25 protein-coding genes are annotated in these 24,809 nt (G+C 47.1%); 19 read left to right on the forward strand and 6 right to left on the reverse strand.

What is annotated here, in order from left to right; translation table 11 throughout:
- From AS29_RS13985 to spoIID, 13 genes are all read left to right on the forward strand, one after another.
- On the forward strand, window positions 1-1,257 hold the full coding sequence (locus tag AS29_RS13985) for an NADH-quinone oxidoreductase subunit C (RefSeq protein WP_035408071.1): 1,257 nt from the start codon (window positions 1-3) through the stop codon (window positions 1,255-1,257).
- Between the two features lie 3 nt (window positions 1,258-1,260).
- The gene (locus tag AS29_RS13990; RefSeq protein WP_035408073.1) at window positions 1,261-2,361 is read left to right on the forward strand and encodes an NADH-quinone oxidoreductase subunit D; all 1,101 of its coding nucleotides are present in this window, start codon (window positions 1,261-1,263) and stop codon (window positions 2,359-2,361) included.
- Window positions 2,361-3,365 (forward strand): NADH-quinone oxidoreductase subunit NuoH, encoded by a 1,005-nt coding sequence (gene nuoH, locus AS29_RS13995; RefSeq protein WP_035408075.1) that lies wholly within the window; start codon window positions 2,361-2,363, stop codon window positions 3,363-3,365. Before AS29_RS13990 ends, nuoH begins: the two co-directional genes overlap by 1 nt.
- A 253-nt stretch (window positions 3,366-3,618) precedes the next feature.
- Complete coding sequence (gene nuoI / locus AS29_RS14000; protein ID WP_035408077.1) at window positions 3,619-4,041, forward strand: NADH-quinone oxidoreductase subunit NuoI; 423 nt, start codon at window positions 3,619-3,621, stop codon at window positions 4,039-4,041.
- A complete protein-coding gene (locus AS29_RS14005; RefSeq protein ID WP_035408079.1) occupies window positions 4,038-4,553 on the forward strand; it encodes an NADH-quinone oxidoreductase subunit J in 516 nt (171 codons plus the stop codon). The genes nuoI and AS29_RS14005 overlap by 4 nt, the downstream gene beginning before the upstream one ends.
- A complete protein-coding gene (gene nuoK / locus AS29_RS14010) occupies window positions 4,550-4,864 on the forward strand; it encodes an NADH-quinone oxidoreductase subunit NuoK (RefSeq protein ID WP_035408081.1) in 315 nt (104 codons plus the stop codon). The genes AS29_RS14005 and nuoK overlap by 4 nt, the downstream gene beginning before the upstream one ends.
- A gap of 32 nt (window positions 4,865-4,896) precedes the next feature.
- On the forward strand, window positions 4,897-6,786 hold the full coding sequence (gene nuoL, locus AS29_RS14015) for an NADH-quinone oxidoreductase subunit L (protein ID WP_035408083.1): 1,890 nt from the start codon (window positions 4,897-4,899) through the stop codon (window positions 6,784-6,786).
- Window positions 6,783-8,276 (forward strand): complex I subunit 4 family protein, encoded by a 1,494-nt coding sequence (locus AS29_RS14020; RefSeq protein ID WP_035408085.1) that lies wholly within the window; start codon window positions 6,783-6,785, stop codon window positions 8,274-8,276. The genes nuoL and AS29_RS14020 overlap by 4 nt, the downstream gene beginning before the upstream one ends.
- Window positions 8,277-8,279: 3 nt before the next feature.
- Window positions 8,280-9,737 (forward strand): NADH-quinone oxidoreductase subunit NuoN, encoded by a 1,458-nt coding sequence (gene nuoN, locus AS29_RS14025; protein WP_035408087.1) that lies wholly within the window; start codon window positions 8,280-8,282, stop codon window positions 9,735-9,737.
- A 97-nt stretch (window positions 9,738-9,834) separates the two neighbouring features.
- On the forward strand, window positions 9,835-10,065 hold the full coding sequence (locus AS29_RS14030) for a DUF1146 family protein (protein WP_035408089.1): 231 nt from the start codon (window positions 9,835-9,837) through the stop codon (window positions 10,063-10,065).
- Between the two features lie 249 nt (window positions 10,066-10,314).
- Window positions 10,315-11,052 carry a YwmB family TATA-box binding protein gene (locus tag AS29_RS14035; RefSeq protein ID WP_035408092.1) on the forward strand — a complete coding sequence of 246 codons (738 nt, stop codon included), beginning with the start codon at window positions 10,315-10,317 and terminating at the stop codon, window positions 11,050-11,052.
- A 32-nt stretch (window positions 11,053-11,084) separates the two neighbouring features.
- Complete coding sequence (murA, locus tag AS29_RS14040; RefSeq protein WP_035408093.1) at window positions 11,085-12,395, forward strand: UDP-N-acetylglucosamine 1-carboxyvinyltransferase; 1,311 nt, start codon at window positions 11,085-11,087, stop codon at window positions 12,393-12,395.
- Between the two features lie 627 nt (window positions 12,396-13,022).
- Entirely contained in the window at window positions 13,023-14,051 is a 1,029-nt protein-coding gene (spoIID, locus tag AS29_RS14045; RefSeq protein ID WP_035408096.1) for a stage II sporulation protein D, read from the forward strand.
- A 232-nt stretch (window positions 14,052-14,283) separates the two neighbouring features.
- Here spoIID and AS29_RS14050 read toward each other — a convergent pair whose 3' ends face one another.
- Together AS29_RS14050 and AS29_RS14055 are read right to left on the reverse strand one after the other, a co-directional pair.
- Window positions 14,284-14,775, reverse strand: coding sequence for a GNAT family N-acetyltransferase (locus tag AS29_RS14050; RefSeq protein ID WP_035408097.1), 492 nt, complete (start codon window positions 14,773-14,775; stop codon window positions 14,284-14,286).
- Window positions 14,776-14,777: 2 nt separating this feature from the next.
- Window positions 14,778-15,206: a VanZ family protein gene (locus AS29_RS14055; RefSeq protein WP_035408099.1), complete on the reverse strand. Its 429-nt coding sequence runs from the start codon at window positions 15,204-15,206 to the stop codon at window positions 14,778-14,780.
- 123 nt (window positions 15,207-15,329) lie between these two features.
- Here AS29_RS14055 and AS29_RS14060 point away from each other — a divergent pair, with 123 nt between their 5' ends.
- Together AS29_RS14060 and AS29_RS14065 are read left to right on the forward strand one after the other, a co-directional pair.
- Window positions 15,330-16,124: a M23 family metallopeptidase gene (locus tag AS29_RS14060; RefSeq protein WP_035408259.1), complete on the forward strand. Its 795-nt coding sequence runs from the start codon at window positions 15,330-15,332 to the stop codon at window positions 16,122-16,124.
- A gap of 107 nt (window positions 16,125-16,231) precedes the next feature.
- The gene (locus tag AS29_RS14065; RefSeq protein ID WP_035408102.1) at window positions 16,232-17,218 is read left to right on the forward strand and encodes a Gfo/Idh/MocA family protein; all 987 of its coding nucleotides are present in this window, start codon (window positions 16,232-16,234) and stop codon (window positions 17,216-17,218) included.
- Window positions 17,219-17,249: 31 nt separating this feature from the next.
- Here AS29_RS14065 and AS29_RS14070 read toward each other — a convergent pair whose 3' ends face one another.
- From AS29_RS14070 to AS29_RS14085, 4 genes are all read right to left on the reverse strand, one after another.
- Entirely contained in the window at window positions 17,250-17,711 is a 462-nt protein-coding gene (locus AS29_RS14070; protein WP_035408103.1) for a GNAT family N-acetyltransferase, read from the reverse strand.
- Between the two features lie 393 nt (window positions 17,712-18,104).
- On the reverse strand, window positions 18,105-18,824 hold the full coding sequence (locus AS29_RS14075; RefSeq protein WP_051860683.1) for an ABC transporter ATP-binding protein: 720 nt from the start codon (window positions 18,822-18,824) through the stop codon (window positions 18,105-18,107).
- A 5-nt stretch (window positions 18,825-18,829) separates the two neighbouring features.
- Entirely contained in the window at window positions 18,830-20,464 is a 1,635-nt protein-coding gene (locus AS29_RS14080) for an ABC transporter permease (RefSeq protein ID WP_035408263.1), read from the reverse strand.
- A gap of 107 nt (window positions 20,465-20,571) precedes the next feature.
- Complete coding sequence (locus AS29_RS14085; RefSeq protein ID WP_231889946.1) at window positions 20,572-21,630, reverse strand: Fe(3+) ABC transporter substrate-binding protein; 1,059 nt, start codon at window positions 21,628-21,630, stop codon at window positions 20,572-20,574.
- Window positions 21,631-22,125: 495 nt separating this feature from the next.
- On the opposite strand from AS29_RS14085, the gene spoIIID reads away from it, so the two are divergent.
- From spoIIID to AS29_RS14105, 4 genes are all read left to right on the forward strand, one after another.
- On the forward strand, window positions 22,126-22,401 hold the full coding sequence (gene spoIIID / locus AS29_RS14090) for a sporulation transcriptional regulator SpoIIID (RefSeq protein ID WP_035408105.1): 276 nt from the start codon (window positions 22,126-22,128) through the stop codon (window positions 22,399-22,401).
- A gap of 149 nt (window positions 22,402-22,550) precedes the next feature.
- Entirely contained in the window at window positions 22,551-23,552 is a 1,002-nt protein-coding gene (locus AS29_RS14095) for a rod shape-determining protein (protein ID WP_035408107.1), read from the forward strand.
- 119 nt (window positions 23,553-23,671) lie between these two features.
- A complete protein-coding gene (locus AS29_RS14100; protein WP_035408109.1) occupies window positions 23,672-24,277 on the forward strand; it encodes a TetR/AcrR family transcriptional regulator in 606 nt (201 codons plus the stop codon).
- 73 nt (window positions 24,278-24,350) lie between these two features.
- A complete protein-coding gene (locus AS29_RS14105) occupies window positions 24,351-24,755 on the forward strand; it encodes a DUF6188 family protein (RefSeq protein WP_051860684.1) in 405 nt (134 codons plus the stop codon).
- The last annotated feature ends 54 nt before the right edge of the window (window positions 24,756-24,809 follow it).

Below are 24,809 nucleotides of genomic sequence, written 5' to 3' on the forward strand. Positions count from 1 at the left end.
ATGACAGATCGGAAAGACTTGGAACGCTTAAAAAAAGAAACAGCCGAAAAAGCAAAGCTCGCTGCCAAGAAAAAAATGGAGGAACGGAAGCTGAATGAAGAAGCCGCCGTTTCCATCGAAAAGGACAAGACCAAATTGGAAGAAGACGCCCTCGCTTTAGCGAAAAAGAAAGCGGCCGCCGCAGCCAAAGCAAAAGCTGCCGCCCTCGCAAAACAGCAGCGGACCAACGGTGAGGAAACACCAGAGGAAGACGCCGTAGCCCTCGCGAAGAAAAAAGCAGCCGCCGCAGCCAAAGCAAAGGCCGCAGCCCTCGCCAAACAGCAGCGGACCAACGGTGAGGAAACACCAGAGGAAGACGCCGAAGCCCTCGCGAAGAAAAAAGCAGCCGCCGCAGCCAAAGCAAAGGCCGCCGCCCTCGCAAAGCAGCAGCGGATCAACGGCGAGGAAACACCAGAGGAAGACGCCGTAGCCCTCGCGAAGAAAAAAGCGGCCGCAGCAGCCAAAGCAAAGGCTGCTGCCCTCGCCAAACAGCAGCGGACCAACGGTGAGGAAACGCCGGAGGAAGATGCCATGGCCCTCGCGAAGAAGAAAGCGGCCGCAGCAGCAAAGGCAAAGGCTGCAGCAGCAGCTAAGACGTCAAGAACCGAGCCGCTTTCAGATGAGGAGGCGGCAAAGGAGAAGGCAAAGGCGGTTGCCGCTGCGAAAGCGAAGGCCGCCGCTGCTGCTAAGGCGAAGCTTGCCGTGAAGGATATCGAGGAGGTAAAGGAAGAAACGCCATCCATTCACCAGCCGAGGCTTGATCGTACAGTGGCCCTATTGACGGAAGCCTTTGGAGCAGATTGTCTGGAGGACGCCTTCATTAACCGTCTTTCAAAAGAGGTGCCGACGATTGTTGTGAAACGGGAGCGCTATTTAGAGGCGGCTACTCTGCTAAGGCATCATGAGGATACGTCGTTTGATTTTCTTTCTGAGATGCACGGAACGGATTTTCAGACGCATATGGAAATTTTCCTGTACTTGTTCTCGTATACCCATCATCATGCGCTCGTTTTAAAAACGAAAATTGACCGGGATCAGCCGGTGGTGGAGTCGGTCGCCAATTTGTGGCGGGGGGCGGATTGGCCGGAGCGGGAGACGTTTGATCTCCTGGGAATCCAGTTCACGAACCACCCGAATTTAAAGCGGATCATGCTGCCGGATGAATGGGTGGGTCATCCGCTGAGGAAAGATTATGAACCGTATGATGTGGAGGTGTAGCCGATGATCCGCACGGAAGAAATGCTATTGAATGTCGGCCCGCAGCATCCGAGTACCCACGGTGTTTTTCGGCTCGTCATTAAAATTGACGGCGAAATCATAAAAGAAGCCACCCCTGTCATCGGCTACCTGCACAGGGGGACGGAAAAGCTTGCTGAGAATCTGCAGTACACCCAGATCATTCCTTACACGGACCGGATGGATTACTTGTCGGCGATGACGAACAATTATGTGATCTGTCATGCAGTGGAGACGATGGCGGGGATCACACCGCCGGACCGGGCTGAATATTTGCGGATCCTTGCGATGGAGCTTGGCCGTGTTGCAAGCCACCTCGTCTGGTGGGGAACGTATCTGCTCGATATCGGGGCGGTCAGTCCATTTCTGTACGCCTTCCGTGAGCGGGAAATGATTATTAATCTATTAACCGAGCTTTCCGGAGCCCGGCTGACCTTTAACTATATGAGAGTTGGAGGGGTGAAGTGGGACGCGCCGGATGGATGGCTTGAGAAGATCGAAGAATTTGTTCCATACATGAGGGAGCAGCTGAAGGGCTACCACGATTTCGTGACGGGCAACGAAATTTTTCTCAACCGTGTAAAGGATGTTGGGATTTATACGAAAGAGGAAGCGATTGAGTACTCCCTGAGCGGGGCAAACCTGCGCTGTACGGGAGTGGAATGGGATTTGCGGAAGCATGAGCCGTATTCGATTTACGACCGGTTTGATTTTGACATTCCTGTCCGGACGAAGGGAGATGCGTTTGCCCGGTACGAATGCCGGATGGCTGAAATCGAAGAATCCTTGAAAATCATCGAACAGGCCGTCGCGCAGTTTCCAGCGGAAGGTCCGATTATGGCGAAGGTACCGAAGATCATTAAGCCGCCTAAAGGTGAGACGTACGTCCGGATTGAGTCGCCGAGAGGAGAAATCGGCTGCTATATCGCCTCTGAAGGAAAAAAAGAACCGTACCGCTTAAAATTCAGAAGGCCTTCCTTTTACAATCTGCAAATCCTTCCAAAGCTTCTGGAGGGCGAAAACATGGCAAATCTCATAACCATACTAGGGGCGATTGACATCGTTCTCGGGGAGGTAGATGGCTGATGATGCAGGATCTGATTTCCGCCCAGCCAAGCTGGCTGAATTTCCTGGCCTTTTTTTCACTCGCCACGCTGTTTTTATTTGTCGTACTTGGATTCGTTACGTACGGAATTCTTGCTGAACGGAAAGTAATGGGGTTCATGCAGGGACGGATCGGCCCGAATCAGGTAGGGGGAAGATGGGGGCTGCTTCAAACGGTTTCCGATGTGCTGAAGCTGCTCCTGAAGGAGGACACCATTCCAAAGCTTGCGGACCGGCCGCTTTTCATTCTCGCTCCTGTGATTGCCTTTGCACCTGCTTTTCTTGTTCTGGCCGTCATTCCGTTCACGGATGCCTTTCAATTTGCGGACATCGGCGTCGGCCTGCTCTATTACATTGCCATCTCGGGTTTAACGACAGTCGGAGTTGTTGCCGGTGGCTGGGCTTCGAACAATAAATATTCCCTCCTCGGCGGAATGAGGGCAGCCGCCCAGATGATTTCGTATGAAATTCCGCTCGTTATGAGCGTGATTGGCGTCGTTCTGTTATCCGGCAGCCTGAATTTGAATGAAATCGTTGCTGCCCAGGAAAATGTCTGGTTTATTTTTGTCCAGCCAATTGGCTTTCTTGTCTTCCTGATTGCTTCGGTAGCGGAGCTGAACCGGACGCCATTTGATCTGCCTGAAGCGGAATCGGAGCTGGTTGCCGGATACCATGTTGAATACTCCGGCTTCAGATGGGCGTTTTTCATGCTCTCTGAATATGTGTATTTCTTCGCAATGGCATCCCTTACAACCGTTCTGTTTTTAGGTGGCTGGCATGAGGTGCCGTTCCTCGGCTTCATCCCGGGTGCAGTCTGGTTTGCGCTAAAATTCAGCGTCATCGTCTTTATCCTGATCTGGTTCCGGGTCACCTTTCCGAGACTTCGTGCCGATCAGCTGATGGAATTTGGCTGGAAGGTGCTGCTCCCGGTAGCACTGGCCAACATCTTTATCACAGCGCTCGTAAAAGAATTATTTTTCCGATAGGTTAATTTGAAACATGATGGTGATTTTTAAACACCTGTTGATTGGAGTGGAGGGTGTGAGACTCCTGCGGGAGCAGCGGGACAGGTGAGACCCCGCAGTGGCGAAGCCAGGAGGAGGCTCACCGCCCGCCCCGCGGAAAGCGATCACCCGCAACGGAAATCAACAACCGAATTTAACAGAGCTTTCCAATAAAAATTAAACGATTATTAGCAGCTGCCCGTTAAAACGGGATAACCAGAAGGGGAGTGACACCATGCGGGGCTTAGGAAAAGGGCTTTCCTATACGCTGAAAAACCTCACGAAGAAAAAAGTAACGTATGATTATCCGAATGAAGCATTGATGCTGCCGGACCGGTTCCGGGGCATTCAGAAATTCTATCCGGAAAAATGCATTGTCTGCAATCAGTGTGTGAATATTTGTCCGACCGACTGCATCTCGCTAACCGGCAAGAAGCATCCTGACCCAACGAAAAAAGGAAAAATCATTGAGACGTATGACATCAATTTTGAAATTTGCATTCTTTGTGATTTGTGTACTGAGGTGTGCCCGACCGAGGCCATTGTCATGACGAATCACTTTGAGCTCGCGGAGTACAGCCGTGACAATCTTTTTAAAGACATGGAATGGCTGGATGAAAACGACACCCATGTCCGAAAGGAGAATAAGGTCGAATGATCTCAGGCGAGTTTGCCGCATTTGCCATCCTTTCACTGACGGCCATCTCAGGCGGAATTCTCATGCTGAATGTAACGAAGGTCGTTCATATGCTGATTTCCCTCGTGCTCACCTTTGTGAGCATCGCGGGACTCTACATTCTGCTCACTGCTGAATTCATTGCCGTTGTGCAAATCCTCATCTATTCAGGTGCCATCACCATCATCATGCTGTTTGGGATTATGCTGACCCGTAAAACAGATGAAGAAGAACCATCCGCCGGCCGCTTAAAAAAAGGGCTTGTGTTCGCTTCGACCGCCGTTTTCGCTGTCGTCATGTACATCGGCATTTACCGTCTCGATTTGAACGGCGATCCCGCTGCTCTGCATGAAAACAATACCGAGCAGATTGGGATTGCGTTATTTTCGAAGCACATCATCCCGTTTGAGTTAACGTCCGTGCTACTCCTCGCTGCACTGATTGGTGCCATTATTTTAGCGAAAAAGGATGAGGAAAAGGAGGAGCAGTCATGAGTTCGATCCCGCTATCCGGATACCTTGTTCTTGCGCTGATCCTTTTTTGCATCGGACTGTACGGTGCCCTTACGAAACGAAATACCGTGATTGTGCTGATCTGCATGGAGCTGATGCTGAATGCAGTAAACCTGAATCTGGTCGCCTTCAGCAAGCTTGGAGCGGCTCCTTCCATAACCGGCCAGGTCTTTGCGCTATTCTCCATTACGATTGCGGCGGCAGAAGCTGCGGTTGGACTGGCCATCCTGTTCGCCCTTTACCGCAACCGGAAGTCCGTCGCGGTGGATGATTATGATTCGATGAAGCATTAGAAAAACAGAACCTCAAAAAGGGGATAGGGAATATGATGCAATTCGCCTGGCTGATACCGCTTTTTCCGCTGATTTCCTTCCTGATCCTGCTCGCTGCCGGCAACCGTCTGAAGGCTAATAGTGCCTGGCTTGGAACAGGATTCATGCTCGTTTCATTTCTATTCTCCATTTTTGTCCTTGCAGACCGGCTGCAGCATGGAACCTTTAAGGCTGAGGGCACATGGCTGACCATCGGCGATCTGCCCATCACGGCAGGTTTTGAAGTGACTCAGCTCAACGCCCTTATGCTGATCACGGTTACGCTTGTCAGTCTGCTTGTACATATGTACTCCAGGGTTTACATGGCAGATGATGAGCGGCTGCACGTATTTTTCGCTTACCTTGGCTTGTTTACCTTTGCGATGCTTGGCCTCGTGATGACGACCAATCTTCTGCAGCTCTATGTGTTCTGGGAGCTGGTCGGACTTGGTTCGTTCCTGCTGATCGGCTTTTATTTTTCGAAGGAATCTGCCAAAAAAGCGGCAAAAAAAGCGTTCATGATGACGAGGATCGGGGACGTCGGACTGCTGATCGGGATGCTTCTCCTTTTTTCACAAACAGGAAGCTTCGAGTATGATGTGATTTTCCAATTCGTTGGAGCAGGTTCCATTCCGGACGATCTGCTCACATTGATTGCCATCTTGATCTTCGTTGGTGCAATGGGAAAATCCGGACAATTTCCGCTGCATACGTGGCTTCCGGATGCGATGGAGGGCCCGACACCGGTCTCCGCACTCATCCATGCAGCCACAATGGTCGCAGCCGGTGTCTATCTCACAGCGCTCATGTTCCCGCTTTTTGAAGCAAGTCCCGCCGCCTTAACAGTTGTCGCTGTAATCGGCGGCTTTACTGCCATTTTTGCGGCAAGCATCGGGCTTGTTCAGAACGATATAAAAAGGGTGCTTGCCTATTCGACCGTGAGCCAGCTTGGCTACATGATGCTCGCCCTCGGCTCTGCAGGCTACACGGCCGGCATCTTTCACCTATTCACACACGCCTTCTTCAAAGCCCTTCTATTCCTGGCAGCGGGAAGCGTCATTCATGCTGTTCACACTCAGGATATCCGGAAAATGGGCGGACTATGGAAAAAGCTGCCCTGGACGGGTCCGCTGTTCTTAATCGGCGCGTTATCCATCAGCGGATTTCCTTTCTTCTCAGGTTTTTTCAGTAAAGATGAAATTCTTGCCTCCGTTTGGCTTCATGGCAATCCTTTCCTGTTTTGGCTCGCTGTGATTGCCGCATTTTTCACGGCCTTCTATATGTTCCGCCTATTCTTCCTCATTTTCGGCAAAGGAGCGGAAGAAACGGCAGCGGCGATTACGCCCGAAGCGCAAACCGGAGCTTTGATCAAAAACAGTGCTGAAGCCGGTCCGCTGATGATCATTCCTATGGCGGTACTTGGAGTTCTCGCCGTAACAGCGGGATATCTCAACACTCCGTGGTTTCCGGTATTGGGGGAATGGCTGCAGCCCGGCGAAGCGCATGAGGCGGCTCCTGTGTGGATCATGCTGATGGCAGTCGCTGTTTCGCTTGCAGGTATTTTCCTAGCCTACGCGATTTATGAAAAAGGGTGGATCAAGCGAAATGCCATTGCAGGAAAAATGCCGATGATCCATCAAGTGCTTTTAAGAAAATATTTCATTGACGAGCTATATCAAATTACCGTTCTTGCAGCGGTCCGCGCTATTTCCGGACTATGCCAGCTCGTTGAGCGGTTCGTCGTTGAAACGCTTGTGAAAGCGACCGCATCCTTTGTGCAGGGACTTGGAACGGCAGGGTCCAGGCTGCAGAGCGGGCAAACACAAAGCTATGCAGCGGCTGCCTTTTTAGGGCTCGCACTGCTCGCTGCCGTATTCTTGCTGACAGGGGGAATGCAAAAATGAACAGCCTCATCCTGACATTGCTCGTGTTTTCCCCGCTTGCCGGCGCTGCGGTCCTTATGTTTATCCCAAAAGAAAAGGAACGGGCACTAAAGACGGCAGGACTTGTCGCAACCATGCCGGCACTCATTCTTTCGGGCATCATTCTCATCCAAAACGCACTGGGTGCCGACGTTGAAAGGTTCAGTGTTTCTGTTCCGTGGTTCAAAATGGGAAATGTAAGTCTAGGAGGGGAGTATTTTTTCACCGTCAACTACGAGCTCGGAATGGACGGGTTCTCTCTCATTATGATGACGCTCGCTGCCGTTCTTGCCACTCTTACTGCTTCTGCTTCCTCGTTTATTCAATCCGGATGGAAGGGCTATTTTTCTCTCTTGCTTATTCTTGAAACCGGGATGCTTGGCGTGTTTGCGGCAGAAAACCTGATTCTTTTTTTCATTTTCCTCGAGCTGACACTAGTTCCGATGTTCTTCCTCATCGGAAAGTGGGGCTTTGCAGGAAGGGAAAAAGCGGCCTGGTATTATCTGCTATATAACGGAATTGGCTCAGCCATCCTTTTAATCGTCATCGTTTACCTGTTTGGACTGACTGGAACGGTAAATATTGAAAAACTGATGGATCTCGCCGGCGATTTTCCCGCAGCTGTCCAGCTTGGCTTGCTCCTTGCCTTGCTCGTTTCCTTCGGTGTGAAGCTGCCGATTGTACCGCTGCATACGTGGATGCTTCATGTTCACGTTCAGGCGCCGCCGCCGGTTGTAATGCTTCACTCAGGGGTTTTATTGAAGATCGGTGCATACGGATTAATCCGGATCGGGATCGGATTGTTCCCGGAAGCCTTTCAAACTCTCGGGACGGCGATTATGATTTTAGGAACGGTCAATCTCCTGTACGGCGCTTTTCTCGCGCTCATTCAAACGGACTTTAAACGAATACTCGCTTATTCAAGCGTCTCGCATATGGGAATTGTGCTGATTGGGCTTGGGGCCATGAACGAAGCGGGCATTCAGGGAGCCATTTTTCAAACCGTTTCCCATGGCTTCATCTCTGCGCTGCTGTTCCTGCTCGTCGGAGTGATGGCTGTTCGCTTTCAGACGACCGACATCCGCGAGCTTGGCGGACTCGCCCGGAAGCTGCCAAAGCTCTCCGGCGTCCTGCTTGCAGCGGGAATGGCTTCTCTCGGCCTGCCCGGCATGTCCGGTTTTATCAGTGAGTTTATGGCCTTTATGGGCATCTTCCTCGTTCAGCCTGAGCTCGGTGCGGTTGCAGCCGTCGGGCTGATCCTAACGGCTGCCTATGTACTAAGAGCGGTCCTGTCGATTACGTTCGGCAAGGAAAAAGGGGCAGAAGGGAGCCTGCCGGATTTGAAATGGCACGAAGCGGGTCCCGCCTGGATTCTTCTTTTCCTGATCATATCAGTTGGAGTTTTTCCGAACGGTCTCGCTGTTCCGCTGCAGCCTGCGATTGAAACCATTATGAAAGGAATAGGAGGGTAACCGATGGATGCCGAAACATTGATGTCCTATAACTGGATGCTGATGATGCCTGAATTCATGGTGCTTGGCGGGGCCGTCCTCATTTCCGTCCTCGATTTGCTCCTGCCGAAGAAAACGGGCAGGGAATGGCTTGGGTGGCTCGGTCTGGCAGCCATCGCCGGTGCTGCAGCGGTGCTTTTTTTCCTGACCCCATCGGAAACAGAAGGGATTCTTGGAGACAGCTTCGTCCTCGATGGATTCGCCAAGCTGTTTAAAATCCTCCTTCTCGCCGGCGCAGCACTCATTTACTTGCTGACATTCCAGGAAAAAAAGTCGGAAATAACAGAGCGCAGCGAATTTTATACACTTTGGCTCACTGGACTTCTCGGGGCGATGTTTATGAGCTCAAGCCGGGATTTGATGACTCTGTTTGTCGGGCTTGAACTGCTGTCGATCTCTTCCTATATCATGGCCGGTTTAAAGAAAAAGGATCAGAAATCAAATGAAGCGGCCATGAAATACGTGATCAACGGCGGAGTCGCCACCGCCATTACTCTGTTTGGGATGAGCTATCTCTACGGAATTACGGGGACGGTTTCCTTGAGCGACATGAGCGGGCAGCTGCAAAGTCTTGAAAATGCGGATCATCTATTCGTTCTTGGCCTGTCCTTTCTGATCATTTTCACCGGCTTGTCCTTTAAAATTGCCGCCGCTCCTTACCACATGTGGGTGCCGGACGTGTATGAAGGAGCGCCTACTTCTGTGACGGCCTTTTTAAGCGTCGTTTCAAAGACGGCTGGCTTTATCCTTATCATCCGGCTATTCTATACAGTTTTCCTGAATACTTCGGTTTTACAGGGTGAGTCCATGCTGATGAATATGCAGCCGTACATTGCCGTACTCGCCGCCTTAACCATGATTATCGGAAATGTGACAGCGCTGAAGCAGAGAAATGTGAAGCGGATGCTCGCCTATTCCTCCATAGGCCATGCAGGATACATGCTCGTTGCCTTCGCATCTCCGCAGTCTCCGCTCATGTTCGATGCCATCTGGTTTTACCTGCTCGCCTACCTGTTCATGAACGCAGGAGCGTTCGCCATTTTGCTGGTCATTGAACAGCAGGCAGGCTCTGCCCATCTGAATTCCTTTTCCGGGCTGTATAAACGTTCACCCGTCATAGCTGTATTGATGGGCATCCTTCTTCTTTCGTTAGCGGGAATACCGGGTACGGCCGGATTTATGGCGAAGCTCACCATTTTGCTCACCGCCTTTACAAATCAGGTGCCGATGCTCATCCTTGCCTCGATCATGCTGGGAGCGACCGTCATTTCATATGTGTATTACTTCCGTGTTTTTGCCCATATGTTTTTCAAGCAGGGCGAAGCGGAACCAAGACTCCGCTTCCACCCGGCAGCCGCGGCGGCCCTGCTCATCTGTACAGCAGGTACCATTCTCTTTGGAATTTTCCCGCACATTCTATAAATAGGTAACATTTTCTTATAGCAGGGCGATATAATAGGAGAGGTGAAAACCTCTCCTTTTTTTGCGGGGAAAATGAATACATATTTGGAGGATTAAGATGATTGAATTTTCACAGCAGGCTTTAACCGGTTTAGTGTCGCATATATTTTTCATCGCCGTCACCTGGTGGGCGCTTCAGTCGCTGAATTTCGACAAATTTATTCGAAGCGGACGTGTGGTCCAGGCCCAGGTCCTTCTTATATTGCTGACAATTGCCATTGCTTACCTGGTCAGCAGTTTTTTCCTTGATTATTTATTTTGGTCAAAGGAACTTCCTTCCCTATTTTAAGTTTACGCCTTAATTCCACTGGGAATATAGGTGGAGAAGGGGTTGCGGAGGAGTAATCCCAGCGGGTTCAATCCATCCAACGGGCATGGGACTGGCCAGGGAATTAGTTAAAAACTGATTTCTAACCCCATGTAAAACAGGACCATAGACCTTGCAGAAAGCTTGATTCTGTAGAACAATGACGACTTTTTCCACGTATGTCCAGCCCCTCTCCGGCAAGACTGTTAATAAGGAGAGGAAGTGGACGGAATGGATAAAATAAAACAGATGATGTTGATCGCTCTTATGTTTATTGTCGTCACCGCTGCATGCGGAAAAATTGTGGAGGCAGCCATTAAGAAGCCGGAAATAGCACAATTGGCCGCCGCGTTTCAAGATCAGGGAATAGAAGTAAAGGAATGGACGATCTACTCCAAGAAAAAAATTTCGATGCCAAGTGAAAAATTTTCGGAAAATGTGAAACGTTTTACACAGCAGCATCGTCTTTTTAAGTGGTCGATCGAACGGACCAGCAGTGGCTGGAAGGCAGCAGGCACGAAAGTGAACAAAAACCTGGGTGCCACGGAATCATTGCAAATTATATCAACCGACACAAATAGCCAATCGAACTCGTATATCCTGTATCAAGTCCATGGCCGTGGTGAATCCCGGAATTGGGCTAACATTCATACACATTTTAAAAAGCAATCATTCGACATTTTTCATGAATATCCCACAATTTTCTCTTGTATTGAAGGCAGTGTAGATGATAAGATGGTAGGTGTTTTGCATCTAACTGATGCTTTGCTCAACGAATTTAACGCGGTACCGCTTGAAAAGCTTAAAGAAAAAGATTTCATTTCGGTATCAGCATATACAGCACGCTGGGAGCAAAAGATCCCGGCTGAACAAGGCAGCATGAACATGCAAGTGGCCGTTAGACACGGCGGATTGGGCGAAAATACTACAGTAGTCGCAGGAACACCAATCATCACGACTGAATATTAATATAGAGAATTTGGGACGCGGAGGGGAATACCTTGGAAAAAATCATCGTCCGCGGCGGTCAGAAGTTGAACGGCACAGTAAAGGTAGAAGGTGCCAAAAATGCCGTTTTACCGGTTATCGCTGCATCCTTATTAGCTAGTGAAGATAAGAGCATTATTTGTGATGTACCTACGCTCTCCGATGTATATACGATTAATGAAGTTCTGCGCCACCTTGGTGCAGATGTCCATTTCGAAAACAATCAGGTAATTGTAGATGCATCCAAAGAGCTTAGCACCGAAGCACCATTTGAATATGTGCGTAAAATGCGGGCATCCGTTCTTGTAATGGGACCGCTTTTGGCAAGACTTGGCCGCGCGCGTGTAGCACTGCCGGGCGGATGTGCAATCGGTTCACGTCCAATTGATCAGCATCTTAAAGGCTTTGAAGCCATGGGCGCGATCATCAAAGTTGGAAATGGCTTTATTGACGCCGAAGTAAAGGGCAGACTGCGCGGAGCTAAAATTTATTTGGACTTCCCGAGTGTAGGTGCCACTGAAAATATCATCATGGCCGCTGCACTTGCAGAGGGTACAACAACCCTTGAAAACTGTGCAAAAGAGCCAGAGATCGTTGACTTGGCGAACTACATCAATGCTATGGGCGGAAAAATTCGCGGAGCTGGAACAGGTACCATCCGTATTGAGGGTGTATCTGAACTAAAAGGCGCTCAGCACAACATCATTCCTGACCGTATTGAGGCAGGAACCTTCATGGTGGCTGCAGCGATTACAGGCGGAAACGTCCTTGTAAAAGGCGCTGTACCTGAACACCTTGCTTCATTAGTAGCGAAAATGGAAGAAATGGGCGTAGAAATCATCGAAGAAGAAGATGGTTTGCGTGTCATTGGACCAGAAGAATTAAAAGCGGTAGACATCAAAACCATGCCTCACCCAGGATTCCCGACAGACATGCAATCTCAAATGATGGCATTGCTACTTCAGGCAAAGGGCACAAGCATGATTACAGAAACCGTATTTGAAAACCGCTTCATGCACGTGGAAGAATTCCGCCGCATGAACGGAGAAATCAAAATCGAAGGCCGTTCCGTGATCATCAACGGACCTGGCGAGCTTCAAGGAGCAGAAGTAGCAGCAACAGACCTGCGTGCAGGTGCCGCTCTTGTCCTGGCTGGCCTCGTATCCGAAGGGTATACACGCGTAATGGAACTGAAGCACATCGACCGCGGCTACGTAAACTTCCACGGCAAACTTGCCGGAATCGGAGCCGACATCGAACGTATCACAACCGACGACCAATCCATCACACCAGAACAGCAAGCTGTTTCGGACTTAAATGCATAATTTTATACTCTCAAACGGGACTCGCCATCTGGGCGGGTTCTTTTTTATGCAGTTTAGTGGAGTCGGCAAACCGTGAATTCAGCATAAATTACGGAAATTCATCATAAATCCGGAAAATTCATCATAAGTTTTTTGTGGTGTGATTTTTTGGGAATTTGTAGTTTGTGGTCAACGGTTATTAGTGGGCAGTCAGCAATTATTGGTAAAAAGTCAGCAATTATAACGTGAATGTCAGCAATAATCCCGAAGAAGTCAGCAATTATTCCAGATTGATCCCGATCGAGCCCTGGAAGAACCTCTGAATACCGCCAAATCTCATTTAAACCGTTAAAAGCTCAATTAAAACCGCTAAAACCTCAATCAAAACCACCAAAACCCTAAATCAAAACCGCCAAACCGTTAATCAAAACCCCAACCAACACCCGCCAATCCCTCTCCAACAGGTATCACTTCCAGTATACCTTCATTTAAGGGAATTCATTCCTGTTCCTTGTGAAACATTTTTCGCCATATTTCGATGAACTAAACATCACTCTACTAACCCTTTCATATCAAAAGTCAGTCATAAAAGGTTGTCCAAGCCCATAGGATGGAGTATACGCATTACTCAATCAGGAGGCTCAGTGGATGAAATCTATGAAACCGCTATTGGTCGTACTAGCCGGACTTTTTATTTTAGTTCTCATGATCCCGGCGCTGCTTGTTTCCCCTTTCGTCAGCCAGTCAAACGGCAGTCTGGGAGAAGAACTGAAGCAGAAGGAAGAGCAGGAGAAGCCGCAGGTACCAAAATCAAGTGTGACCGTGTCGGTTTACCGGACCGCTGCCAAAAAGGTAGAGAACGTGGCACTTGAGGATTATGTATTTGGAGTCGTCGCCTCAGAAATGCCGGCTGATTTTGAAGAGGAAGCATTGAAAGCCCAGGCACTTGCGGCAAGAACCGTAATCGTCAAATCGCTAACTGCCGGAAAAGGCATCTCAACCCCAACCGGCCAAAAAGCGAATGTCACCGACACCGTAATCCATCAGGTATACCGGAACAAAGAAGAATTGAAGAAATTATGGGGTAGCGACTACAGCTGGCGATCTGAGAAAGTGCTGGCTGCCGTATCAGGAACCTCCGGACAAATCCTTACCTATGAGAACAAGCCGATCACCGCATCCTTTTTCTCAACAAGCAACGGCTATACGGAAAACTCGGAAGACTATTGGCCAAACGCCATACCATACTTAAGAAGTGTCAAAAGTACATGGGATGAAGCATCCCCTAAATACTACAGTCAGCAAATCTTTTCTGTCGCAGACTTCCAGAGAAAACTCGGTGTGTCGCTCAAAAGCGCAAACTCCGTCGGAAAAGTAATCGAGCGCACCTCAAGCAACCGCGTCGCAAAAGTGGAAATCGGCGGCAAAACCTTAACCGGCCGTGATGTCCGTGACAAACTTCAGCTGAAATCCACCGACTTCACCTGGACACTAAAAGGCGGCAACGTCGTCATCCAAACGAAGGGATACGGCCACGGAGTCGGAATGAGCCAATACGGTGCGAACTTCATGGCTCAGGACGGAAAATCATACAAAGACATCGTCGGATACTACTATAATGGAACGACACTCGCAGCTGCAGACCCGTTTTTAACGAAATTGACGGCACAGCAATAGGGCACAGCCTCCTTTTGGGGGCTGTGTTTTTTTGTTTCAAAATGATAAAAGGACCGGTCATCATAAACCAGTAGGAGGATAGCAAGCCGCCACCTGGTTCTCACCAGCGCTCCCCCAAATCATTGTTGTTGGTCTAGCTCTTCACTTTTTTCTAAAAGGTGTCATTAAAAATGGATCAACCCAATCACGGTAACAAAAAGACGGCCGGTACTCGATACCGGCCGTCTCTCGTTTATCCCACTCGTTTCCCCAAAATCACTAAATCACGCTCCACACCCTCAAGGTTTGCCACCTTCGGAAGAGTGCCCCACCGTTCAAACCCGAACCGTTCAAACAAACGGATGCTTGGTTCGTTGTGTCCGAATACAAATCCGAGCAGAGTTTGGATATTCAATTCCTTGCACTGATCGATTGCAGCCTGGAGCAGTTTTTTCCCAAGACCTCCTCCGCGGAAGGCCGGGTCAATGTAAATGCTGACCTCAGCAGTGTGTTTGTAGGCTTCTCTGCCATAGAAGGGCTGGAGACTGATCCAGCTCGTAATGGCGCCTGATTCATCCTCAGCGACCCACAGGGGGTAATGCTCATTATGATCATCAAACCATTTTCCCCGGGATTCATATGTAACCGGCACAAGATCCGCCGTCACCATTCTGGATGCAATCGTTGTATTATAAATATCTACAATTCGTTCTAAATCTTCCCTTTTGGCTAACCTCAGCTTCATTGTCAGTTCCTCCGATCAAGCGTTTCAAGCCTTTGAAAAAAGCGGTACATACGTGAATCCTTCGACTTAAAATAAGTGTATCTCATAATGATATAGGAAACGGTGATTCCCACTGCATCCTTAAACAGATCAAACCAGGTTGACGTCCGGAACGGCGTGAACATCTGGTGGATCTCATCAATCGCCCCATATGAAAGGCAAACGATGACGATCGCAAGGCTTGTCCCTGCTGTCCATTTTCCGTGAACGGCGAGGGCAAATGCAAATAGCCAGTACAAAATTCCAAACTCTATTAAATGGAGCGAGTCTTTAAATACCGCCTCAAACGTAAAGGGTGCATTCGGGTCTCCCGGGATGCTCGAAAGCTCCCAAATCAGCCACATATAAGCGATCGGTGCAATCGTCAGCACCCAGTATAATAGTTTCTTCATCGTCCTCATCCTTTTTTGCATAATGGCAAAATCACAGGAGCATACTAAGCGTTTTTTAAATTTTTTTTGGCAAATGTATATATTTTCAGAATTGTGTTCAGAATGGTTGCTGAGGTGATGAAGATGAGAGAGGAAGAAAAAAATCGTACTTCTCAACAATCAAAGGTTCAGCAATTTTTTAGAAAACGCTGGGTATTTCCGGCAATCTACTTAGTTAGTGCAGCTTTGATTTTAACAAGTGTGTTATGGTATCAGGCAACACGCGATATGAACCCGGTAGGCGAACAGCCAGGCAAGCCCCAAACTGAAAAGGGACAGGATGCTGCTGAAGTAGCCAAGCCAGTGGAGAATATCACAACGCCGGCTCTTGACAAAGAAGAGATTCAAGTCGTGAAAAAGTTCTATGATTCCAAGTCTTCTAAAGAAGAGCAGGAAGCGGCACTCGTATCCTATAATAACACGTACAGTCCGAACCAAGGAATCGACCTTGCGAAGAAGGACGGTAAGGAATTCGATGTGACAGCTTCTCTAAGCGGAACCGTTCTAAGAGCAGAAAAAGATCCAATCCTAGGATACGTTGTTGAAATTCAGCACGAGGATAGCGTAACAACTGTCTATCAATCTCTAGCATCTGTTGCAGTAGAAGAAGGCGACACAGTCGCACAGCATGCAGTAATCGGTAAGGCCGGGAAAAATCTATTAAACGAAAAGAACGGCGTACACGTACACTTTGAAATCCGTAAAGACGGAAAAGCATTGAATCCTGCTAACCTTCTTGACAAGCCTGCAACCGCCATCTCTGATGAAGCAGCAGCTGCAAGTAAAGAAACAGAAGCAAAGCAGCAGGAAGAAAAGAAAAACGAGAAGCAAGAAGACGCTAAAGAATCTGAAGCTTCCGTTCCTTCTAAAAACGCATAATCATGCCTTACATTTTGAACCCGTACGGTGCTCCTGCATCATGCGGGTTTTTCTTTTGAGTATGGTAAAATAAATGCGGAACTACCATCGTCAAAGGAGAGATATACATGATACGTTTTGGAGTGATCGGAACAAACTGGATTACTGAAAAATTTCTTGATGCCGCAGCTCAAACAGGAGAACTGGAGCTAACTGCCGTTTACTCCCGGACAGAGGACCGCGCATTACAGTTTGCAGAAAAGCACGTCGCCCGCCATACATATACAAGCCTTGAAGAATTTGCAGCCAGTAAAGAATTTGATGCAGTGTACATCGCAAGCCCGAATTCCCTGCATGCGGAACAGGCTATTCTTTGCATGAACCACGGCAAGCATGTCCTATGTGAAAAGCCCATTGCCTCAAACGCTGCTGAAATGAAAAAAATGATCGAAGCGGCACAAGCAAACGAAGTCTTACTGATGGAAGCCATGAAAACAACCCTGCTTCCAAACTTCGCCTCCATCCAAAGCAACCTGAATAAAATCGGAAAAATCCGCCGCTACGTTGCAAGCTACTGCCAATATTCATCCCGCTACGATGCCTATAAAGAAGGAAAAATCCTTAATGCGTTCAAACCCGAATTCTCGAACGGCTCGATGATGGATATCGGCATCTACTGCATCGCACCAATGGTTGCCCTATTCGGCAAGCCAAACTCCATCCAGGCAACCGCGCACCTGCTCGAATCCGGTGTAGACGGCGAAGGCAGCATCCTGTTTCAATACGACGAACACGACGCCATCGTCATGTTCTCCAAAATTACCGATTCCTACATCCCGTCCGAAATCCAAGGGGAAGCAGGCAGCATCGTCATCGAGAAATTCAGCACAATGGAAAACGTCCGCATTCAATACCGTACCGGGGAGTCAGAAAACATCAACGTCGAGCAAAATGAAAACTCCATGTACGACGAAGCAAAAGAATTCGCAGCCCTCATCCGTTCCGGAAAACGCGAATCAACCATCAACACATTCGAAAACTCCCTAACCGTTCTCGAAATCATGGATGAAGCACGCCGTCAAATCGGACTCGTTTATCCAGCAGATCAGGCATAAAAAAAAGGTGCAATTCGCACCTTTTTTTACGTTATAAGTCCATATAAACAAACTCCCGATATTTAACAAAATTGTTTTTCCTGTAAAAAATCTTTGCCGCTTCATTATCGAACCAATAATCCAACTCAACCTTCGTAATACCTTTAGACTTTGCAACCTCTGCAACTTCCTCCATCAGCCTGGAACCGTACCCCTGATTTCTCATATGATCCGCAATACTTATTTGATGAACATATACCGATCGATACGCCTTTTTAAAAGCATTCTCCGGATAATTTCGTATCTCAATCCAAGCATAGCCCAAAGGCTGCCCAACCTCCTCAAGCACCAGGAAAATGAACTCTTCCGTCTCGATAATTCTTTGAAAAAAACTCCTGATTTCACTGTAATCATATGCCTTAAAATACTCCGGATATAATGCTGTATGTACATCGTGAACATATCGATTCAGCTTAGCGACTAACTCAAAATCCTTCGTCCGAGTAATATTCATTCCTATTCATCCTTCTTTGTAAAAAAATCCCTTTATTCATACTAACATGAAACTCTCCTTGGGAAAATTCCTTTTTCAAGACTGGCTAAAAAATCCGTCCACTTGGATGGAAGAACAACTTATTTGGGACGGAAAAATTCTGGTCACTAGCGGCTGAATTCCATCTGTGAGCGGCCAAATAAAGTGGAGGAACGGTCAGATTTAATTGCTGACCTGCCAAAAAAAGTGTCCAACAGCTTAATAAAATGCACCGGACAAATTCCATCCGCGACCGGCTAAATAATTGGGAGTATCGGCCAAAACCAGTACGCCAACCGCCATATTCGGCACGCACCTCCACTCCCCCAGATCTACCTTAACCAAAAAACGGCAGGATAAGCTCCAGCCGCTAGTTCATTTAATATATTCTTTCTGGTGGATAGTTTCCATATCCTCTGCCAGGAGGTCGCAGGGTTTTCCTATTTGAGTAATTTTTCCGTCCTTCATAATCACGATTCGGTCAGCGAGTGATCTTGCATCCTCCCGATCATGAGTTACAAAAATGGATGTAATGCCAGTTTGCTTCAGAATGGAGCGTAATTCATCTCGAATTTTTTGCTGGAGTTCGGAATCAAGATTGCTGAATGGTTCGTCCAGCATAAGCAGGGAGGGGTTGGGAGCGAGTGCCCTGGCAAGTGCTACACGCTGCTGCTGGCCGCCACTTAATTCATATGGATAGCGATTGGCAAAGTCATGAAGACCAACGAGATGTAAGAGCTCCTTGACACGTTCATTCTTTTCCTTTTTACTGCGTTTTTTTAATCCGAATTTTATATTATCGGCCACACTTAAATGCGGGAAAAGGGCGTAATCTTGAAAAACCAATCCGACGCCTCTTTTTTCAGGCTGTATAAAATGGAATGGATTGGACACAATCTTGTTGTTTATTTCAATGGAACCGCTGCTAGGCACTTCAAGACCGGCAATTAGCCTTAGGATCGTACTTTTTCCGCTTCCGCTATTCCCAAGGATCGAAACAATTTCCCCTTCTTCAATCGATAACACAAAATCCTGGATGGTCTGTTCATTTGAGTTTCTATATTGGAAATGTAAATTTTGTATTTGGACAAACATCAGATTTACTCCCTTTCCAGCACTTTATGAAAGAAATAGATGGACACGCCGCTAATAAGGATGATTAATATGGACGCTGAAGCCGCCTCATGGATTTGTTCATTTCCAGCATACTGAAACGCCTTTGTTGCCAGTGTATAGAAATTAAATGGCTGTAAGATCAGCGTCAAGGGCAATTCCTTTAATATCTCAATAAATACAAGGATAAATGCTCCGAAAACCGCTCCTGAAATCATCCTGAGATCCACTTTAAAAAAGGTTTGTGTTATCGACATGCCAAGCGTTCTGGAGGCTTCTGTAAAGCTGACCCCTATTTTATCAAAACCTGACTCAATCGAGTTAAATCCTAAAGCCAGGAATCGAATGACGTAGGCAAAGATCAGCATTGAGATACTTATGCTTAAAACGATTGTTGGTTCAAACCCAGCTATTTTAGAGAAAGCAGCGATCTGCCTATCAAGAGCAAGAAAGAGGGAAAGAACCCCCATAGCAATCACGGCGCCGGGTATGGAATAGCCAAAAATTACAATTTTGGACGTGGCTTTGGACAAGGCTCCGCTGAATAACCGATAAAAATTTGCGGTCACCAATGAGATCAGCACAATGATGAAAGAGGCAATGACCGCAACGAAGGTGGAATTCCAGACTAACGTCAGGAAACCGGCATTGACTACTATGTCAAAGGTGATGAAGGCCCAGTAACTCAATTGAATGAATGGAACAAGAAAAGTAACTAGGAAAATAAAGCTGAAATAGGCGAAGACCGACCAGGCTTTAGCCCCTTTTAAAGGTGCAGGCTGAAGCGGACGGACCTTGGATGTCGAATAGCTGTACTTTTTGCGGCTTCTTAACAGTCTCTCCAAAAGCAGAACCACAATCACGAAAGTCATGAGTATTCCGGAAAGCTTAATTGCTGAGCCGATGTCCCCCATCCCGAACCATGTCTGAAAAATGGCCGTACTGAAAGTTTGAATGCCAAAATATTTAACCACACCATAATCATTTAATACTTCCAATATCACTAAACTTACTCCGCCAATAATGGAAGCCCTTGAAATAGGGAGGATCACGCGGAAGAAAATCTCATACGGATTTCTTCCAAGCAAGCGGGAGTTTTCAACAAGGGAAGCGGATTGCTTTTCCAAAAAACTTTTTGTAATGATATAAACATATGGGAATAAAAAAATGGAATAAATGAAGATGGCACCAGGAACATTCATAATTGAAAAGTACTTGGGATTTAGTGCGGCACCGAAGTTATTTCTCAATGCTGATTGAATGACACCTGTATAATTTAAAAGCCCATGATACGTATAAGCCCCGATATAGGGAGGAATAGCGAGCGGCAAAATGACTCCCCATTTAAAAAAATTCCGTAATGGAAATTCATAAGCTGACACAAGCCAAGCCATGCTGACCCCGATGATCACCGTGATGATGCTAGTAAAGAACACAATGATCAGGGTGTTCTGAATAAAATTTGTCAGAAGAAATTGTTTAATATGCTCCCAGTTTTCGCTCGGTTCCGTAAAGGATTGGACGCCGATAAATAGAACAGGAAGCAAAATCATAAATATGAATAGGAAACTTAGAAGCGACCAGCCATTCAGGTGACGTTTAATTTGGTGAAACAAACCCATCATTCCTAACCCGTTTGAAAATTTATAAAAGAGTGCCGTATCGCTCATGCAATACGGCACGTCTCTTGAATGATTTTATCTCTTTTCAGGTGAATGGGAAAGAAAGATTATTTCCAGCCGGCCTCATTAAACAGCTTCACGGCATCGGCATTGTTCTTCCCAAGCTCTGACAATTGAAGATCCTGGGCTTTAAAATTACCCCATGATTTAAGCAATTCAGATGGCTGTACATCGGGATTGACCGGGTACTCATAATTAGCTTCGGCAAATTTGCCCTGCGCCTCTTTACCGGATAGGAATTCCATTAATTTTACTGCATTCTCTTTGTTTTTTGCGTGCTTCGTAAGCCCAATTCCGCTGACATTTACATGGGTGCCGTCTGTTTCCTGATTCGGGAAGAAAACGCCAACCTTTTCAGCAACTTTAACCTCTTCAGGATCCTCGGAATTCAACATAACACCCACATAATAAGTGTTCATAATCGCAACGTCACCCTCACCCGCAACGATTGCCCTTGCCTGATCGCGGTCATTTCCCTGCGGACTTCTCGCCAAGTTACTCACAATCCCTTTAGCCCATGATTTCGCTTTTTCTTCTCCGTTTAATGAGATAAAGGATGCTAAAAGTGATTGATTGTATACATTATCAGCCGGACGAACAAGCACCTTGCCCTTCCATTCAGGCTCAGTCAGATTTTCATAGGTAGACAATTGATCCGGATTAACGCGATCCTTGGAGTACACAATAACGCGGGCTCTTTTCGTTAAACCATACCATTCCTTCTCCTTGTCCATTAAGTTCTCAGGAACGTTCGCGGCAAGCGTTTTGCTTTCCACAGGCTGAAGCAGGTTTTTCTCCTTAGCCCAATGCAGTCTTCCGGCATCAGAAGTTAAAAATAGATCGCCCTGAGTAGCCTCGCCTTCTCTGGAAAGACGCTCAATTAATTCATTTTCTTCCCCTTTTACTACATTTACTTTAATTCCTGTCTGCTTTGTAAACTCCGCATAAAGGGCATCATCCGTTTCATAATGACGGCTCGTATATAAGTTGACTTCCCCTTTTTTTTCTGACCCGGATCCTTCTGTATTTGCTCCGCATCCAGCAAGAATTCCAAGCAGCAAAATGGAAATAAGAGCGAAGACCTGTAACCTCATTTTTTTTATCATTCGAGTGCTTCTCCTTTATGTAAAAATGTTCAATAATGATTTTCATTCTCAATTATTATTGATAACCCTTTTCATGTCAATCCTAAAATGTTCGTTCAGCCATAAGTTTTACTCTCCCCGCGAGATGGAATTTTCAAGTAACCTCGATTTTCATGCGAATCAGTCAAATAAATCCGGTTTTTACCATTCGAAAAATAAATTAAGATTCTAAATTCCCATAAGTTTCACATATTCTTTAGCATATGCCCTGTATTTTAACAGGAAAGTTTACGCAATCCCTTGTCCCTGTTGACTTTTTAGCATATTACTGCAACCAAGCTAATAGAATGTTACAAACCTAACAAAGAGAGTGTTTGAGGTGAGGATCGTGGCTGTTTATTGTGAATCCACCAGCGGAAGCATCTTTAGAGTACATTCCATCCCAGCAGCTGATGTCTCTTAATATGCGGGTCTCATTTCACACTTCTCACATCCATTTTAGGGAGGTCGAGTGGTGTGCACGATTACATCAAAGAGCGTACTATCAAGATTGGAAAGTATATCGTGGAGACTAAAAAAACAGTTCGCGTGATTGCGAAAGAGTTTGGGGTTTCCAAAAGTACTGTCCATAAAGATCTGACAGAGCGATTGCCTGAAATTAACCCGGAGCTTGCAGCAGAGGTAAAGGAAATTCTGGATTATCATAAATCCATTCGCCATTTGAGAGGCGGAGAAGCAACAAAATTGAAGTACCGCAAGGAAGACATTCTTCATGAAGAACCAGTGAAATAAGCGTATCTTTGTAAATCCAATCCCATCTAAAAATGTGTAGATTCTTTACCAAATAACACCTATTATTTGTATTATGTGATACAATATGTAATTAGGTGCAATTATGGATATACACGGGAATCGTGATTTGCAAGGAGGAAAAGGGAACAATGTTTGCAAGGGACATAGGAATCGACCTCGGTACAGCCAACGTACTGATACATGTTAAAGGGAAAGGGATCGTGCTGAACGAACCTTCCGTTGTCGCGATGGACCGCAATACAGGAAAAGTGCTGGCAGTCGGCGAAGAAGCAAGAAGAATGGTAGGACGTACGCCTGGGAACATTGTTGCCATCCGTCCGTTAAAAGATGGAGTCATTGCAGATTTTGAAGTGACGGAAGCGATGCTGAAGCACTTCATTAACAAGCTCAATCTTAAAGGTGTTTTTTCGAAACCGCGCATGCTGATTTGCTGCCCAACGAACATCACTTCTGTTGAACAGAAAGCGATCAGGGAAGCAGCTGAAAAAAGCGGCGGCAAAAACGTTTTCCTGGAAGAAGAGCCTAAGGTTGCCGCAATCGGCGCCGGAATGGATATCTTCCAGCCAAGCGGAAATATGGTTGTGGATATAGGCGGTGGAACAACGGATATCGCTGTGCTTTCCATGGGCGATATCGTCACCGCCTCTTCCATTAAGATGGCAGGGGACAAGTTCGATACAGAAATCCTCAATCATATCAAACGAGAGTACAAGCTTCTGATTGGAGAGCGTACTGCCGAAGATATTAAGATTAAGGTAGCAACGGTATTCCCAGGCGCACGTCAAGAAGAAATCGCAATTCGCGGCCGTGACATGGTAAGCGGTTTGCCAAGAACGATTACTGTTACATCCAAAGAAATTGAACAAGCCCTAAAAGAATCCGTTGCCGTAATCGTCCAGGCAGCTAAAGGCGTGTTGGAACGCACACCGCCTGAGCTGTCTGCTGACATAATCGACCGCGGGATCATCCTGACAGGGGGCGGAGCCCTTCTGAACGGAATCGATCAGCTAATGGCTGAAGAACTAAAGGTGCCAGTGCTTGTCGCAGAAAATCCAATGGACTGTGTTGCCATTGGAACAGGAATTATGCTCGACAACGTGGACCGTCTTGCAAAAAGAAAAATTATGTAAAACTCTATGGCCTGATTCTGAACGGAATCAGGCCATTTTTTTAGAGTTCGGTTGACAGCATACAAAATAAAAGCTTACAATCTTATCATATGATAAGGAACAGAAGGGAAGGCAAATGAATGGCACCCAAGCAAAATACCGCAGCCGAAATGGGAGATACACGAAGAAACATTATTAAGGCAGCGGAAGGTTTATTCATGGAATACGGGTACCGCGCCATCTCAACCCGCAAAATTGCAGACACCTGCGGCCTCACTCAGCCAGCCCTTTATCACCATTTTCCCAACAAAAAAAGCCTCTACGTTGAAGTCGTAAAGAATTACTTATACGAAATGCAAACAGGACTGGAGCGGATCATTAAGCGGCATCCAGATCTCGAAGACTCTTTATACCGGGTTACCCGCTACATCATTTTGCACCAGCCGAAAAAGCTAAGCCAAATGTTTCACGATATTGAATATGAAATGACCGTTGAAGATCAAATGATGATCAGCCAATGCTGGAGCGAAGCCTATCAAATACCGATTTCATCTATTTTTGAACGCGCAGCAGCAGAAGGAACCCTTAAGGATCCGGATTCTCTAAAGGCAACCACATCCATTTACTCTCACATTTTTATGAGTATGCTCAGCCACCCGCTGCCAGGCGACAGCAAAACACTCGATCAGCGGGCAAGACTATATACAGAAGTAATCCTGCGCGGACTCTCAGTGGAAAATATGTAAGTCCAGCAGCATGCCCCTTGCTTATCAATCGATAAGGAGAAATAAAAAGTAGACGCCAAACGGAGGAGAGACCATGAACGAAAGCCTTGATTTCCCTTACTTCAAAGGACAAAAAATAACCAAGCTCGAAAACGGCAAACCCCTCCCGTTGATCCTGCATTTCTCCAACGGAGGCCTCGTCATCGAATGCCCATGGAGACTCAAAAAAGACGGGCGCATCACCGTCGGCCAAACCGACTTCCAAACTGCCGGCACCGCCGGAGAATACTTAGATAAACTCAACACCCTGCTCGCCGGTCAGGAAATCCACAGCATTTGCTGGTGGAAGGAAGCTGAAATCCTTCGCGTCACCACAGAAAACCAAGCCGTACTCGACATCTTCCACAACAGCGCATCCTTCGAAGGCTGGGAACTATTCGGCGACAACGACTTTTCCTTCATCTCACTGCCAGGTGGAGAAGTGGAGAATATATCTTAAGTATGGAGCTGAACAGGGGACGTGGACTGTTTGGCTTTTTTTTTGCACTGACCC

It is taken from the genome of Bacillus sp. SJS (genome assembly GCF_000732485.2).
Classification (GTDB): Bacteria; Bacillota; Bacilli; order Bacillales; family Bacillaceae; genus Metabacillus_B; species Metabacillus_B sediminis.